The organism is Leptospira venezuelensis (genome assembly GCF_002150035.1).
Lineage (GTDB): Bacteria > Spirochaetota > Leptospiria > Leptospirales > Leptospiraceae > Leptospira_B > Leptospira_B venezuelensis.
In genome coordinates this window covers 602,704-619,195 of record NZ_NETS01000011.1, presented here as the reverse complement: position 1 = coordinate 619,195, position 16,492 = coordinate 602,704, and the positions used below count along the sequence as shown (strand labels likewise).

Below are 16,492 nucleotides of genomic sequence, written 5' to 3'. Positions count from 1 at the left end.
TTAGTTTTTAGACAAAGAGTTCTCAAGTGTCTTGGTTGATTTTGAACCAATTTTCTATTGAAAGTCGACGTCCTTCCTTTATTGTTAGGCGTGTTATCTTAATTCTTTGATCGTTATTGATTTTCCTATGCATATTATTACTGGTTTTCTTCCCGTATCCTGACATTAATCTCTTAAAATGATACTTCGCTTTATTGCATTGCGAGCAGAGTGTTTGGCCGTTTTTGTAAGAGGTTTCACCTCCATCTTCCCACTCGACTATATGATCCGCCTCCATATGGAGACCTTTCTTCATTGCTTCTTCTTTTGTTATCCCACAAATTTGACAAGTGTAGAGGTCTCTTTCGAAAATAAGGCGACTTAGCGTGGGTGGAAAGCCGCGGGTATTGTATTTTCTATTATATTTTACATCATACAGAAGTTGATTTGAGTTCCATTCGGCGATATGTGCGTTTTGTTTGTTCGTGTTAACCTTTTCTAACCATTTGGTCTGCCTAAATTTGATTTTTACTCTTCGGTTCTCTTCTATTCGTGTCCAAGTTCCGTTTGATTTACGTCTTTGGAATTTAATAAAGAAATAAGATGTAGTTTCTTCGAAATCTAGCCTCTCGCGATATTTGAGTCTAAAGAATCCGTAATGATCTTTCAATACTTGATTAATGCAATAGCTTGGGTCGCGTAGGCTCAAGTAGTATTTCTCTGGATCTACTTTTCTCCCTTCAGTTTCAAACTCATGATAGATTGGCTTGTGCTTTACATATATTGGCCAATGCATGCGAGGATGAGGATTATATATAATTGTACTATTTAGATTGAAATTTATGAATTTCATAAGTGTATTTCTGCTTAGAGAGTCGGCATTAATCTCATTTAAGATTTCTCGTTTCATGTTTTGTAAATATCTGGGAAGCCCCATTGGTAGATCCTCCAGGGGAAAACTTAGTCCTGATTTTATAATTGATAAAGGAAGAAATGTAAATTCATTATAGTAATAATGTTACTTTACGCCAGTCGAGAGAATCTATGAGCATTCCTTTTTTAAAGCATCGAAATTCCTAAGTCATATTGCGAATCTGTTTCGAATATTCCCATTTTTGCAATCGGTACTTTTTCGATTGGACTTGGTATTTCTGCTAAATGATGCGGACTTACATGTAGATAAATCAAGGTGCTGTGTATTGAAAGATGGCCGAGTAACTTTTGAATATAGAAGATGCTATAGCCATCTTCTAAAAGATGCGTTGCGAATGAATGTCTTAACGTATGCACGGTTGCGTTTTTGGTGATACCTGCTTCGCTTGCTATTATTTTAAATCTAGCCTGAATCCTTCTTAAACTCATAGAAAAGTTCTTGCCTTTTGACGAATAGAAGAGATGGGAAATCGGACGATAACTTACGATATATTGTTGGAGTAAGAATGCGGCCTGGTCAGAAAGAATCGCATAGCGTTCGCAATTGTTCTTTCCTGCTTGTATAAAGATTGATTTTCTTTCAAAGTCTATACAGTTGACTTTAAGCTTCTCTAACTCTCCTGATCTGATTCCAGAAGAATATATTAATGTATAGATTGCTTTTTCTCTAAGTGTAATGCAATGTTCCAAAAAACTGGCGATCTCAGTTCTGTTTAACACAGTTGCAATTTTTCTTCCTTTCGTCGGTATCGGAATTAGGTTCATCATATATTTTCTATTGGCAAAAGTATAAAATAGCAAAATTGCGCTATAGTACACGACTATAGATGATTCGGCTAACTTTGTTTTCCTTAAGTGAAGGAAGAAATTATATACGTGTGTCGGATTCATATCAAGGGGAGAGATCTTGAAATGCTGAGTGAAAATTGTCATGCAATCTGTGTAGGTTTTTATGGATTTATCTGAATAGCCGTGAAGGATCATATCCGAGATCATTTTATCTTTTAATATTCCCATTTTGACATTGGGTGTCACATGCGGTCACCAAACATTTATTTGTTGTATGGATTGGGTTGATATATATCAAATACTCGCAGTTTTTATTTTTCTTTAGATAATTAAGGAATTTTAATAAATAATTGTTCTAAGATCTAAGTACGGAATTGATTTGGTTAACTCTTCGAAATGAAAAATAGTAAAAGCGCGGAAATAACGAAGAAGCAAAAGTATTTACTTTCTCTCCAAAAAGAATTGAGGTCGATACAACAAGAAATTCGATCATTGCCTCTTGTGCCATACCCTAAACCCATTTTTTATTCTTACGCTATTAAATGGACTATAAGAGACTTGAGACTTAAAAGATATTCCGAAGTATATGAGTATATTTTAGAAAAACATGGCGAATTTACTCGAACTAAATCAATCAAAAAGGCGCGAGAGCTTAATCCTCCAAAGATCATGATTTCGAATAAAGACTATATTAAACTTTTGGACAAATATCCGATGGCTTCACGTTGGTTTATTAAAGCGAAGGACAAATATAATAACAAAGTGCATATATTCAATAAGCAGGATCTTCTTGTCAAAGGGATATTTAAGCTTTTTGTAACTCATTCGCGTTCCATTAGTCCGAAGCTTGAAAAGCGTAAGGCGGAAATTAAAGACATTATTTACGGTAATTATAAAAATGCAGGATTACTGAATAAGTATTTGGGAATAAGCCGAACTTGGCGCGATGATCTTAGATATAAATTCGAGGCAAAGTATTTAGACAATATTGCGAAGGAAGGTTTATAACTCTTTATATTAGTCCAGGTTGGATAAAATTAGTTTAAGATCATTTTTACCCTCAGAAGGTGGGGACCACAGTCTTCCGGAAAAGTTCCCTGAGTAATAAATTTTTAATTTCGTTTTCAAACTTGTAGCAATCGTTTCAATTGGAAAATATTTGTTAATTCTTCAATTCCTTTTGACATATTTGCCTTATGAATTCGCATTAGATACATTGATGAATCAGGTAACGTGCTTTTATTAAACGCTACTTAATTTTGGTTCATGTCCCTGTGGGGATGTTTTGGATATGCGACTAAATAAAAAAAATTCAGTTACCTTATTCGTTCTAATAGCCTCTTTCTTCTTTATTGCCTGGAATCCGTTACGCCCCATTCTGAACTATTTCGCGTCTGTGTTTTCCGGTGGAGAAACTAGCATTCCGCTTCCTCTCCCGAATATCCAAATTGGGATAACAGGAAAACCCAGTTTTTCTCTGAATATCCAAGTTCCTCCAGGAGCGGGAGATTTAGTTCCTTCGATTACGATCGATTATACGGCAAGTGGAACTCAGTCTATCTTGGGAAGCGGCTGGAATTTAGGAGGATTTCCGAGAATTTTAAAAAATCCTAATTTAGGGGTCCACTTTGGAGCAACCGATGGTTATAGCTCCAGTCTTTTAGGAGAATTGATCGAGACAAGCACGAGCGGTGTGTACCGATCCAAGATGGAATCTTTCTATAAGATTAAATTAGATGGAAACGTTTGGGTTTTCCAAGATAAATCCGGAATTACTTACGAATATGGGAGAAATGATACTAACGGTTCCGGATCAATCATCTTAATTAATGGGGCTGCTATTACTTCCTATTTAGATAAGGTTAGAGATTCTTTTGGAAATGGCTATGATATCATTTACAGTTCGGACACTACTATTTCTGATGAACCTCTTCCTCAAGAAATCAAATATGCTAGAGGGAATGGGAGAATAGTTTTTTCATATAAAGACCGCTCTAGTGGTTTTCGTGAACAGATCTTCTATCTTACGAAAGCTGCCTTTAGAAAGAAGCTTCTAGACAAAATAGAAGTGTATGCTAAAGATTCGAGCGGTTCAGAACAGCTAATTGAAACTTACGATTTTAGCTATGACACTACCGATCGAGGGCCTATCTTATCTTCCTTCGAAAGGGAAAATTATAAACCAATCAATTTCTCTTATACAGAAAGAACGACTCAGGCTAATCTATTTAATTCGAACGGAAAGAATTATGATGTTTCCTTCCAAGCTATGAATCCAAATGTTCAATCCAGCTGTGCAGCTACGCAGACAGCTTGTTTATGTACGGCTAGCGCAGCCTGTATGGCGGCGACTTTGGGATATGCTAGGATTTTATGTGCACAAGGAATTGCTTCCTATCAAAATGTTTGCACTTACGGGGTAACTTCTACATTCGTTACTCCGGCAGATACGGATGGGGACGGTTCTCCGGAATTGGTAAAAATTACAGGAAACATGACGAATCAAAAGTTCTCGGTTTCCAAGTTATCTGACTGGAACGCTTCTACTAGTAATCCAATTTCTACAAGCAATGCCACTGTTGGGGAACATATTGGAATTACAAGTATCGGAAAAATACTCCCAGGTGATTTTAATGGGGATGGAAAGAGTGATTTTCTCATTTTAAAGAATAACGGCGAAGCCCTGAAAGTTTACTATGGGCCTGATTTCAGTTCAGAATCCTATTCAAATGTCACTGCACAAAGTCTGGGAGCTTCTTCTGCGAAACATTTTGTCCTTGATGTAAATGGGGATGGTAAGACCGATTTCATCCAGGCTGACAGTAATAATAATTTACTTGTATATACTTCTACTGGTTCTGGGTTTCAAAAAATCCAAACATTAACTATTACTCCTTACGGAACGTCATTCCAACAATTTGTAGATTTGGACCGAAACGGAGTTCCGGATTTTGTAAGGATCAATGATTCCACTTCTCAAGAGCTTATTGTAACATTTTTAGATTTGCAGAATGGGTTACTTAAAATAATAGAAACAAATAAAATTTCAAGAACCGATTTCGGTAACAAGGGTGACCAGTTCTTTTCAGACCTAAACGGAGACGGATATTTGGACTTTGCATTTTTCTCTATGCCAGGTAACCAAGGAAGTATCTCTTATTATCCATTTACGGGGAGAACTTTTTTAACAAATGGAGCGAGTCCTCTTCAAACTATCAACGTTAATGGAGCGTTTGCCAATAAAGAGTCTGGTTCAAGTTCCAATACGGTTTATGTAGAGGCTGATCTTTCTGGAGATGGAGTGAAAGACAGAATATCTTATGATAATACCGACCTTTCCAACTCATTTTTTAATGTAGAAATTTATGACTCGATGAATTCCAAATACCTAACTCCTTTCAAGGTAAATTGGAACCAAGATGTTTCTAAAGATTTGAATGGAGATGGTGCTTTAGATACTCTTAGAGCTGATGTAACGAGCATAGATCAGACTGATTCGAATGGCGTAGTAACAACTGTTACTACCTATAAGTTTATAGTTACGATTGGTAACGCAAGTTCTTATGAAGTAGCTATTGATTTAGATTCCTATATACCTTCCACTTCCAGTAGTGGGGATTCGAGTTCTATTTCTTATTTTAATTGGAGGAATCGAAAAGATTTCATAGATCTAAACGGAGATAACAAAGCTGATTTCTTAAGATATGATGCTGCGAACGGTGTTTTGGCGGTTTCATATGCGAAATCGGATTCGAATGGGTATGTTACTTACTCTGAAAATGGAGACGATAGCTGGACTACGGGCGGATACTTCCTTTCGATCGATACAAACTCTGATGGTAAGCCGGAGATTTTAGGATTAAAGGGTAATAAAGTAAATCTTCAAACTTCTGTTGCGAGTAGCGCTCCTGGAATATCGAGCATCGCTTACAGAAGTTTTCCTTATGAATCCAGTTTAGAATTGCATTATATTCGATTCAATCAAGCGCTTCCGAGTGGACTTCTTTCGAAGGTTGAAAATGGATCTTATTCCTCCCAGGGTAATGTAGAATTAAATTTAGAATATCAACTTTCGAAAAATCATCCGGGAGCAATTCAACCGAGCTTGTATAATTCTTCTTCTCCCCAATTTGTTCCATTTGGGGGAGCTGATTATCTAATCACCAGGTTAACTCAAAAAACCGGGGATACTATTTTAAGTTCGGGAAGTTATTCATATTCGTTTGCCAGATTTTATCTAGGAGGTTTTCGAAATTCTACTTATATCGGTTTTCAGAAAATGACTCAGACCGATTCGATTCTGAATCAAACGATAGAGATAGAATACGATCCAAGTTTTATCGAGATGTCCGGGAGACCTACATATCAAAAGATTAAAAAGAATGGTATTTTACTTTCTGAATCGACCTGGAGTTATAATAAATCGACTTCTGTTTTTGGCGGGACCTTGGTATTACCTGGAGATACCTCTGAGATAAAATACCAAGCAGGGAACGTTTTTTCTTCTTCATTAATTTCGAAAACCTATGATTCTTACGGAAATATTTTAAACAAAGTAACATCCATAAATGGAACTATATTGTCAGAAAAGACAACATATCTAAATGACTGGAGCCAAAGTATTTTAGGAAAGCCGACTGAAATTCAGCTTTTTAAGGATGGAGAATTACTGTCTGATAAGAAGTTTAATTATTCCGGTCGATTAGTATCTGCAGTTCGAGAATTGGTTTCCGATGGAGTTTGGAAAAATCAATATATCCAGGCTTACGATGAATATGGAAATCCAACGTCGACTCTTGATTCTAACGGAAATACAAATTCAATAGAATATGATTCCATAGTACATAAGTATCCAATCAAGATTTCCAATTCCCTCGGCCATATTACTTTAAAAGAATATAATTTAACCAATGGATTGGAAGTTTCTAACACAAATTCTAATGGTGTTGTATCTAAAACCGAATATGATACTTTTGGAAGAGCAGTTTTAAGCTATCTTCCTGGGGAGTCGGAATGGTCCGAGAAGATAGAATATGAAAATACAGGAGACTTAGAGAATAAGTTAGTACGAAAAACTTTCCGCAGAAGTAACGGCCAAAGTTGGCAGGAAGAATCTAACAATATAATTACAGGAATCACTAAAAAACGAAGCAGTTTAGTGAATGGCTATGTACTTGTAGAAGAAACATACGGTAATCCTCAAGGGCAAACTGTAAAGAAAATAGATTCTTATTTAGAAGGGTCTAACCCATTTTCTTGGACGAGTTTTACTTACGATGCCGAAGGAAACATGGTCCTTTCTGAACGGAATGACGGATCTTCTACTTCAGTTTCGGTATCAGGGTTGATTACCACAGTAAAAGAGTCGAATAACGGTAATGTTATACAAGAAAAAATTGAAGTAAAAAATTCTTTAGGGCAAACTGTGTCTTCTACACTACAAGGAAAGACCACTCAATATAAGTACGCATCGAATGGTCAAATTTCTCAGATCATAGATCCTGAAAATGGGATTACTTACATCCAGAGTGATTTTTCTGGGAGAAAAACAAAAGTCATAAGCCCGGATTCGGGGACAACTCAATACATATACGATTCCAATTCAGGAAATCTTCAGGAACAACGGTTGGCGAGTGGTTCTAAAATCGAATACTCCTATGATGTATTGGGTAGAGTTACACAGATTGCGGGAATAGGCTCCCAGGGAGAAACAGTATATCAAGTTTACGAATACGATAACCAATCCGTAGCAAATGGAATAGGCCGCTTAACCAAAGTAACTGATTCTTTAGGAATCACTGATTTTGAATATGATGCCAGAGGTAACCAAACACTTCTTAAGAAACATCTTTCGGAAGAAGAGTTAACCTTTATCATTCAAAAGAAATATAATCTTCAAGGGCAAGTCGAAGAATTTACTTATCCGGAAGGAAGTATTGTTAAAAATCTCTATTCTGAAGCCGGTTACCTTTCTGCTGTAACTTTGACTCCGGGAGATGGTAGTGGTTCTGATTTTCCAGTAGTTCAATACGCCGGACCTAAGATAGAGGATGGGCTTTTGAAGATTCAGAGGATTTTGGGAAATGGAGTTAATACAAATATTTATTATAATCCTGTGAAGAAAAATCTGGTTCGTATCCAAACAAGTAAAGACTCAGATTCTTACCAAGATTTGAATTACAGTTATAACGATTATGGAAATTATTCTTCGATAACAGATAATAAAAATCCAGTTCGTTCTCAAAGTTTTTCTTATGATTCCATTGGTCGTCTTATTTCTGCTACAGGAGTTTATGGAGCAGAAGAATACCAATATTCGGATTCAGGTAGACTTCTTAAAAAAGGGAATTTGACTTATTCCTATTCAAATAGTTTACATAAAAATGCAGCTACCGATGTTTCAGGAGATAACCTTTCTTATCATTACGTTTACGATAATGCAGGAAACGTAATTAACAAAAATGACGAATCGTTTTCTTACAATCCGTTTCAAAAATTGAAACAAGTTGATACTGCAAGCGGGGAGACGATCAAATTTGATTACGATTTTTCTGGAACTCGTATTCGAAAAACAAGAAGTAGTGATGGAACTAAGACGATTACATTGGGTGGAATTTATGAAGTTGTTTTAACTCCTGGAAAGTCTCCGCAGCATACGCTATATTTCAAAGGAAATTCTGGAGATTTAGTCGGTCAGTGGTCAAGACAGAACCCAGATCTAATTTCTTACGTAAATCAAGAGCTCGTAGCTTCTTCGGGACTCGGATCTACTTGGAATACTTATCTCTGGCAATCTAAGGATATTGCTATTAGAGGAATTAAATATCTGCTTTTTGTTCCTGGAACGAATATCGCATTTTTATATGTTACAGTATTTTTAGGTGTCGCGTTCGCGTTACTTTCGTTTGGGGACGGACTTTGGAAATTAACGATCAAGTTTATTACACCTATTTTGATAATTTCCTTTTCAAATTGTTCCATCGCTTTACCAGGAAGTAACGGTAATGCCCCTTGGACAATGGTACCTTACATTGATTCGGGGGCAACCGGAATCGGTAGTCCTTACGAACCTGGCTCAGGGGCAGGAATGCCAATAACTGGATTTCTATTTCTTCATCCGGATCATTTGGGATCTATTGTTATGGCAACTGATGGGTCAGGAAATCGAGTCACAGGAGGAGCGCAGTCTGGAGCCTCTCATGTATCATATAAACCTTATGGAGAAATTCAAAGGGAAGATTCTTTTGGTCCAGATGTATTTAGATATAAATATACATCACAAGAGGAAGACAGAGAAACCGGATTATATTATTATAAAGCAAGATATTACGATCCAATTCTTGGTAGATTTCTACAAGCAGACTCTGTAATTGATGGGAGTCGTCCAACGGGAATGGATCTTTACGCGTATGCTGAAGGTAATCCGATAAGTTACACAGATCCAAGCGGCCATAGTATTCTCAGTTCTTGGTTGAGTAGTAACGGCCTAGGTTTCTTAAATTTTAGTTTAACACTTAGCAGTGCAATGTTGATATTGAACCCCGTAGGAGCCATAGGTACTGCTCTTGGCGGAGTAATAGCTGGAGGCGCTGCAGGATCGGCTGCTGCTATGATAGCTGGTGCTACGCTCTTGGGTGCAGGAGCAATAGGAGCTGGAGGCGCAGCAATTGGTTCTGTAGTTGGAGGAAGCACAGCTCTTGGATTAGGTCTAGCCTCTGGAATAATTGGCGGATCAGCGGCTCTGTTCGGATCTTCCGCACTTGTAGTAGCAGGTGTGGGCGCCGCAGCGATAGTCGGTTCAACAGCTCTTCTTGCGAGTTCAGCAGCGGCCATTGTCGGAGCTGCTGGATTAGTTATAGGTGGGGTTGCTTTGATTCAAGCCACTGTTCTTGCAGCAGCGGCTGCCGTTATAGGAGTCAGTGCAGTACTTATGGCAGCTGCATTGGCTATGACCGTTGCAGGCGCGGCAATCATCGCGGGACTTTTTGCTTTAGGTGTTGCATCGATGTTGGTTTTCTCTGCACTAGCAATGGCAGTAGGTGTAGCATTACTTGCTTCAGCAGCAGTTCCAATACTTCTCTATACTGGATTAGGAGTTGGAATCCTTGCAGCAGGATCTGTATTGTCTCCATTTACTTTTCAAGCTTATATTGTGGGAGGTTATTCTAAATCTAGTTTGAATCATTTACGCTGGAATGAGAAGAATGCGAGAATTGCCGGTTGTTACGCAGCTGCAGTCTCATTCGCCGTCACTGCCGGATCGATTGCCTTTTTTGGGATGCCGGGATTGGGTGTGATGCCCGGAAACGTTCCTGTATTTGGTAGTTTTAACTATATAAGTGGTGTCCCATTGTTTGAAACGAGTATTACATTAAGTAAAATACTACAAATCTACTCTGGAGGTTCCGCAGGTTATAATTTATCGCAAGGTAATTATTTAGAATCATTTATAAATACAATTGATATTTTTAGTCCAATTCCTGTTGGATTGATTGTAAAAGGTGCAGAAGCAACTGGAAATACATGCGGAGGGAGTCTGTGAATCGGTTGTTGATATTTATTTTTTCTATTTCGTTTATTATGAACTGTAGAGGTAATATTTTGTATTGGCAACATATGCCAAATCCAGTTTTCGATTCGAAAAATAACTTTATTAAAATCTATTTGCCAAACGAATTTTCTGATGGAACTCAAAGGCTTTCCTATAAGGAATATATGATAGCTGTATTGAGAGAAGAAAAGGGGACCGTCTTTGAGAGAAGCGTTTTAATAAATCCAGATAGAGGACTGAATTTTTTCAAGCTTTGGAACAATTACGAACAATTCAGATTCCCTGCGGGATGTGAATTGGTTTTTCCTATATATGGCGGGGAAAATAAATACGAGGTTCGTCTCGGGAAATATTTGTATGGGTATACCACCAAAATATTTGAAGATGTCAACCTTTCGGAAAACAAATCTCTTAGAATTACTCTTCATTATAAAGGATTTCCATATCCTGAACCAAAAAATTCGGATGAGCGACAGGCCAATGCAGGACATACCTTGGTTACTTTAACAGCTAGTATAGAAAGTAGCTTTTTAGAAAGTAACTATGAAAAATGTAAATTTTAATTAGTGAATAGAGTTGATTAATTTAATGGTAATCTTTCGTTACTGATGTAACTTAGTAGAAAATTGTTTCTGTATATTCTTTATAAAATCCCCAGGACGGACAAATGAAAAAGATTAACATATTTATAATTACGCTATTATACAGTTTTTTAGTAAATTGCCTGGTCGTCGACACTTTAGGTCTTACTGATACCTATAAGGGAGATGAGGCTAAAAAAAGGCTCATAAATGCTGCAATGGTAGGGGATTACCTAACTGCAAATGCAGCTTTTACAGCGCAGGGCAAAACTGGATCTGAATTGGAATCCTATGTAATCGCAGATGTACTATATGCATCATTTATAGATGAATTAGTTTTCAAAGTTGATGAATCTAAATATTATAAAAAGAGAGATGTAGAAGATTGTGCAACAGTAATTCGGTCTTTCGGAGTCCTTACTGACTTTGACTCATTTACAACTTATTTGAGCAGTGATTATTGTAATATAAGCCCTAACGATTTGTATATCGATAAAAACATGGGTAAAAGTTCTAATACCCCTTCGAAGAATAAGTGAATGCATTGGACCTTAAGTGCAATTAATTGCATTTTAAAGTTTCCTGGAGTTTATTGGGAAATTCTTTAATACCTAAGAATGAAAATAAATCATCTATTTTTCCTAATATCGTTATTCCTATGCCAATGCTTACTTCCCGATCGAGATAAGCAATCCATTGATTTTCATCCAGATACAATTAGGGATGAAGAACTAAACGTTATAAAAGTCTTTAGGATATCGGATCATGATATCAAAGGGAGAATAATCTTACTAAAGTCAGATTCTCCTTTCGTTGATCATCTGCTTTCTAATTTTGTTGTAGATAATACTGATTCAGCATTAATTCACCTTTCCCAGGATTATCTAGTAGGGCTAATTTTAATTCAAAACGACTCGGACGAGACTGAATCATTCTCTCTCAGGAACTTAAATCTTCAGTTGGATGATAATAGCTTAATTCCGTTAAAATCAACGGAATACCCAAAACAAGTTAGTTGCTTCAATTGGAAGGGAACCGTCAAAAATTTCTATAATTTCATAGCAATATCGGCCATAACGATCTACACAATAAATGCCATGTTCGCATGTCTTGAAGGTAAATGCGAAGAAATGGATTATTTAAAGCAAGAGATAGATAAAAACCATCCATCAAAAGTTGGAGGAAGTTATTTTTCAGATCTGAATTTTGTTACGACGCTTGATTTCAACAATAAGATCGATTCGGGAAGTATTTTAATACCTCCACGGGCCGTTTCGAAAGGAGTTATTCTGTATAGTAATCCGTTCCCATTGGAAAATATCAAAGATTATATAACTAAAGGGAATTGCACAATTCGGTAGCAGCTACGATGAATTGAGAGAGCATGGAAGCTGTAGAAATCGATACGCTTACTTAGAATCAGGTCCCTTAAAACTTGCCTTGCAGAAATTTACTTATAAGATTGTGCTGGAACAGGGATAACAAATGTCTTTGTTTTTCCGAGATTTCCTTCTTGTGCTCATTGTTTAATACAACTTCAAATGAGGGAGACAATATCATCTAGACCCGATAGGCATTGGGGACTTAGTAAATGAAGGTTTTAGAAAAGTCGATCCAAGAGAAAATAGGCCGATGAAATTTACCGAAGAATTTTTAAGAAAAGCTCATAAGCATTCTATATTTCATCATTCTGAAATTATGGAAAGTGACCTGTGTTGTTGTTTCTATTGCCGATCGAATTTTGATCCAGAAAAGATATTGGAATGGTGCGACGAAGAAGATCCAAGGGGTAAAACGGCTCTTTGTCCAAATTGTGGGATCGATTCAGTAATTGGCTCTAAATCAGGATATCCAATAACTGATGAATATTTTATAGAAGAAATTCATCGATTCTGGTTTAATTGAATTCTGTTGAAATTCTCCTTTAATTAGCCAGATGGAGTAGATAACCCTTATATTATTATAACTCTTTACATTTGTCTACTCCACCTTAAAGCGTATCTAACAATATCCTATTAAACTTATTTTGATTCTTTTCAAAAGCTTTAATCCATTCACTTTCTTGGAAATGACTTAGGTTTGCTTTGGCTTGTTTAAAACAAATATCCCAATCCGACTTACTCCTTGTTAAATCCGGAAATTCAGTCCGCATCATTCGCAAGCCATTTCTATGTGCTGAAATTGGCCATCTTTTTGCCTTGATGTCTCGATCTGCATTTCGAAAGCCAGACACGAAGCCGTTGAGCTTATTTGTTTCTAAGTGAGAGGTGCGAAGAAATAGCTTATCAGATGAATCGAATTTTGGAGGGTTAGAGGCAAAATCATTTAGATTCTTTATGACATGTGATAATCGCCTTTCGCTTTGATTATTTACTACTACCTTTTCAATCAAAAAGATTGCTTGAATTGCTTTATACTTCCAATTGGGATTTTTATGAATGTTTTCAGGAGGCTTTCTTTTTAGATATACAATGAAATTCTTTTGAGCATTTAGAATACACTGACCCCAGGTAACCCACTTAGTCTCATTTGATTTTTCTCTTAAAAAGAATGAATGTTTCTTGTTTAGATTATCAGAAATACTCTGTGCTAACCATCCTGGGAATTTTTCATTTCTTCTTTTTGAAATTGATTTGGATTTCTTTATAGCCATAATCTTCTCCTTTCCATTTAATAATGTCCGCAGCTAAATGAACGATTTCTTCTTCAGTATAATATCTCTTTAGTTTAGAAAGGGGAGCTACTACATGGCAGATATTATTGAATTCATGATTGCCGCCTTTACGAAGAGGGACTATATGCTCAGAGTTTGTATTTTCAGGAAGAAGTTCTCTTCCTGTTAGGAGACATCTGTAATCTTGGTGATCTAAGATCTTATAGAAATCCTCAGCTTTGAACTTATAGATTTTCTTTCTTTTCTTCCTCGGGTTACTTTTCATTTCTTGTAACCCGTTTGGAAGCCTTTGTCCTGAGCTTACTGTATAGAATTAAAGGTAGTTCTTGTTTTAGCGGTTTTATGTAGAAATTTATTCTTCTATCATACCGAGCAAATCCGATCCGCCTCCTTGTAATTAGTCTGAGCTTTATCCATTTCCTAAGAATGGTCATAGCAGTTATTTTATGAATTTCTAACTCGTCACAAACTTCAATAACTGAGTATTGTTTACCTTTCTTTCTGCCCGCTTGGATCCAGTTCCAAATCTTACTTGCTATCTTTTGATATTCGAGTTCTCGGTTTCTTTGAAACTTCTTTGTATTCGAATTGAACCAGAATGAATTGTATTTTTCAAGTTCGGGTCGTTCATACTTTCTGGCTTTTGAAATTGTAGAAGAGGAGTTTAGTATTCCGAAACCGTTATGATTCTGAATTTTCGGAATTTCTTCAAAAGTCTTGGATTCAAATTGGATTTTTTGTAAAGAATCTTGAAGCCAATTTTCAGTTCTTTTCTTTTGGATTTTCCGGACAAATCCTTTCCTCTCAATCCGAACCGCCTCCTTCATCCCGGCTCTCGGATTGACAGCAAAAGCATCCCTATCTCTACACCTCATTCCTTCGTTGGCATCATCACCATCACATTCAACCAGCACATCCAGTCCGAATACGTTAGCATTCTTAATGAAGCTAAACTCATTCAGATACATTTGGGAATATTTAGGCTTGATATATCCGTAAGCAGCAAAAGCAGTTTTTAAAACTCTATGGTTTCCTTCTGCTACTTGATTGTGGACTCCATTCTTCGACCAACGATTTCGAGCGAATCTGAATCTATTGTCCTTTGATCTTGCAGAGTGATTTACTGATCTGTGGTTCTTGTATATTCCCCAAAGCCATGGGTATCCTTGGTCTGTAAAAAGGGGAGTGCAAGTAGGGAGATGTTCTTTGATTAGAGGTCCAAGCGTATCCGCTTTCTGATTAGATACTGATGAGAAGAATACTGGTCCTTGTTTTATTGCTATAGTTTGGACGAGAGTTCCGACTTGTCTCCCTCCTAATTTCTCTGAAAGGTATATAGAAGCGGTTTGTCCACTATGTCTGTAACGTTTCCTACCTTGGCTCGCTCTTTCACCTGCTGAATATAATACAACAGTGTCTACGCAAGTATAAGGCTTCTTTGCCATGATCTTAGTAATGTCTCTATTCTCATTTGGAGGGAGTAGGAAGTCCTTGAACTGATCATTTAGAGCCTCGTAGGTTAGCTTCTTATACTTTGGTAATTGGTTTGATGCAAAGAGTTGGAATCTTCTCTTTAGTAAGCTGGCTGCATTATATCCTATTCTTAGCCTCTTACTTAGTTCTGTTGCTGTTACTACCTTTGGGTATTGTATTAGTGATTCATAAAGGATATATCCGAACATCCATATTGGAAGTTTGAAATGATGAAGGGGAGTGTAACTTAGTCTTGATGTTAGATATCTACATTGAGGACATCTAATTAGATCTGGTCTTGTTGAGATTTCCTTATCTAAGATTCTATTGTTACATTCAGGAGTAGGACAGTGTTTTGGGTAGAAGTCATTAAGTATCTTCTTGGTTATTTCCGTGAAGTAATCAGTGTTTAGTGCTGGGTTGTAGTGTTTAGGTAGGGGTGTTGGGAAGAGGTTTATATTTTCGGTATTTCTAATGGAAGGGGCGGTTCTGGATTGGAGGAAAGGTGGTCCTCGGTTCGGATTACGTGTATTAAATAGATAAACATCCCTTCCTTTCAATCCGAACCGCTCCCTTCTTCCGCGCTCTCGGATTGACACGAAAAGCATCCCTATCTCCACACATCGACTCAGCTTCAACCAGCACATCCAATCCAAATACATTCGCATTCTTACTCCAACGATTCCGAGCAAATTTATATTTATTGTCTTTTGAACGAGCAGAGTGATTCACTGATCTGTGAAAAGTGGAGTGCAAGTAGGTAAGTGGTCCTTGTTTTATTGCTATAGTCTGGACTAATGTTCCAACTTGTCTTCCTCCTAATTTTTCTGAAAGGTATATAGAAGATGTAGCACCACTATGTCTGTATCGTTTTCTGCCGTGGTTTGCTCTCTCACCTGCAGAATACAATACGGCAGTGTCTACGCATACGTAAGGCTTGTTTCTCATCTTAGAGGTGATGTCTTTATTCTCATTCGGAGGTACTAGGAAGTCCTTGAACTTATCTTCTAAGGCTTTGAATGTGAGTTGCTTATACTTTGGTAATTGATCAGAGGCGAATAGTTGAAACCTTCTCTTGAGTAAGCTTACTGCTTTATATCCTATTTTTAGTTTCTTACTTAGTTCTGTTGCTGTTACTACCTTTGGGTATTGGATTATAGATTCATAAAGGACGAATCCGAACATCCATATTGGTAGTTTAAAGTGATGCAGGGGAGTTTCTTCAATATCATCATCGAAATATTTGCATATAACGTTCACCCCTATCGTTTTTTGGGGAGAAATTGGTTGCGGTTTTCTCTGGAATCTTTTCAAAATTTTCGGAATAAAAAACGAATGTAGCACAATGTAAGAGCAAAAATGGAATATGAAATAAGGGCAGGAATTTTCGCAACATAGTTGACAAAGGTGTCAGTGGAGATCCTCATTTGCAAGTAAAAACAAGGTGGACTTAAATCAAATGAGTATAACGTGTTAAGCACCGGATTATTATGTTTTCTCCAGGATAACGCA

Annotated in this window: 11 protein-coding genes and 1 pseudogene; 6 read left to right on the top strand and 6 right to left on the bottom strand. The window is 37.0% G+C overall.

Translation table 11 applies throughout. The features are described 5' to 3' along the window. Window positions 1-22 precede the first annotated feature (22 nt). Both B1C82_RS19030 and B1C82_RS19025 read right to left on the bottom strand, forming a co-directional pair. Complete coding sequence (locus B1C82_RS19030; RefSeq protein WP_232420955.1) at window positions 23-889, bottom strand: HNH endonuclease; 867 nt, start codon at window positions 887-889, stop codon at window positions 23-25. 149 nt (window positions 890-1,038) lie between these two features. Continuing rightward, a complete protein-coding gene (locus B1C82_RS19025; RefSeq protein WP_036089031.1) occupies window positions 1,039-1,929 on the bottom strand; it encodes a tyrosine-type recombinase/integrase in 891 nt (296 codons plus the stop codon). 168 nt (window positions 1,930-2,097) lie between these two features. Between B1C82_RS19025 and B1C82_RS19020 the strand changes: the two genes are divergently transcribed. The 6 genes from B1C82_RS19020 to B1C82_RS18995 all read left to right on the top strand — a co-directional run bounded on the left by B1C82_RS19020 (window position 2,098) and on the right by B1C82_RS18995 (window position 12,738). Next, a complete protein-coding gene (locus B1C82_RS19020; RefSeq protein WP_008590240.1) occupies window positions 2,098-2,709 on the top strand; it encodes a hypothetical protein in 612 nt (203 codons plus the stop codon). A gap of 283 nt (window positions 2,710-2,992) precedes the next feature. After that, entirely contained in the window at window positions 2,993-10,243 is a 7,251-nt protein-coding gene (locus B1C82_RS19015; RefSeq protein WP_086449147.1) for an RHS repeat-associated core domain-containing protein, read from the top strand. Continuing rightward, window positions 10,240-10,815: a hypothetical protein gene (locus tag B1C82_RS19010; protein WP_232298406.1), complete on the top strand. Its 576-nt coding sequence runs from the start codon at window positions 10,240-10,242 to the stop codon at window positions 10,813-10,815. The genes B1C82_RS19015 and B1C82_RS19010 overlap by 4 nt, the downstream gene beginning before the upstream one ends. A gap of 104 nt (window positions 10,816-10,919) precedes the next feature. After that, the gene (locus B1C82_RS19005) at window positions 10,920-11,372 is read left to right on the top strand and encodes a TIGR04452 family lipoprotein (RefSeq protein ID WP_008596708.1); all 453 of its coding nucleotides are present in this window, start codon (window positions 10,920-10,922) and stop codon (window positions 11,370-11,372) included. A gap of 78 nt (window positions 11,373-11,450) precedes the next feature. Next, on the top strand, window positions 11,451-12,194 hold the full coding sequence (locus B1C82_RS19000) for a hypothetical protein (RefSeq protein WP_008590524.1): 744 nt from the start codon (window positions 11,451-11,453) through the stop codon (window positions 12,192-12,194). A gap of 271 nt (window positions 12,195-12,465) precedes the next feature. Next, window positions 12,466-12,738, top strand: a complete 273-nt coding sequence (locus tag B1C82_RS18995) for a hypothetical protein (protein ID WP_008596706.1) — start codon at window positions 12,466-12,468, stop codon at window positions 12,736-12,738. Between the two features lie 85 nt (window positions 12,739-12,823). Here B1C82_RS18995 and B1C82_RS18990 read toward each other — a convergent pair whose 3' ends face one another. From B1C82_RS18990 to B1C82_RS18975, 4 genes and pseudogenes are all read right to left on the bottom strand, one after another. Then, entirely contained in the window at window positions 12,824-13,486 is a 663-nt protein-coding gene (locus tag B1C82_RS18990) for a hypothetical protein (protein WP_008589538.1), read from the bottom strand. Then, on the bottom strand, window positions 13,443-13,772 hold the full coding sequence (locus tag B1C82_RS18985) for an HNH endonuclease (RefSeq protein ID WP_008590771.1): 330 nt from the start codon (window positions 13,770-13,772) through the stop codon (window positions 13,443-13,445). Before B1C82_RS18985 ends, B1C82_RS18990 begins: the two co-directional genes overlap by 44 nt. After that, window positions 13,762-15,588 carry a transposase gene (locus B1C82_RS20965; protein ID WP_234008356.1) on the bottom strand — a complete coding sequence of 609 codons (1,827 nt, stop codon included), beginning with the start codon at window positions 15,586-15,588 and terminating at the stop codon, window positions 13,762-13,764. Before B1C82_RS20965 ends, B1C82_RS18985 begins: the two co-directional genes overlap by 11 nt. Beyond that, a pseudogene (locus tag B1C82_RS18975) lies at window positions 15,512-16,228 on the bottom strand (transposase); the annotation flags it as partial. The gene B1C82_RS20965 and the pseudogene B1C82_RS18975, both read right to left, overlap by 77 nt. Between the last annotated feature and the right edge of the window lie 264 nt (window positions 16,229-16,492).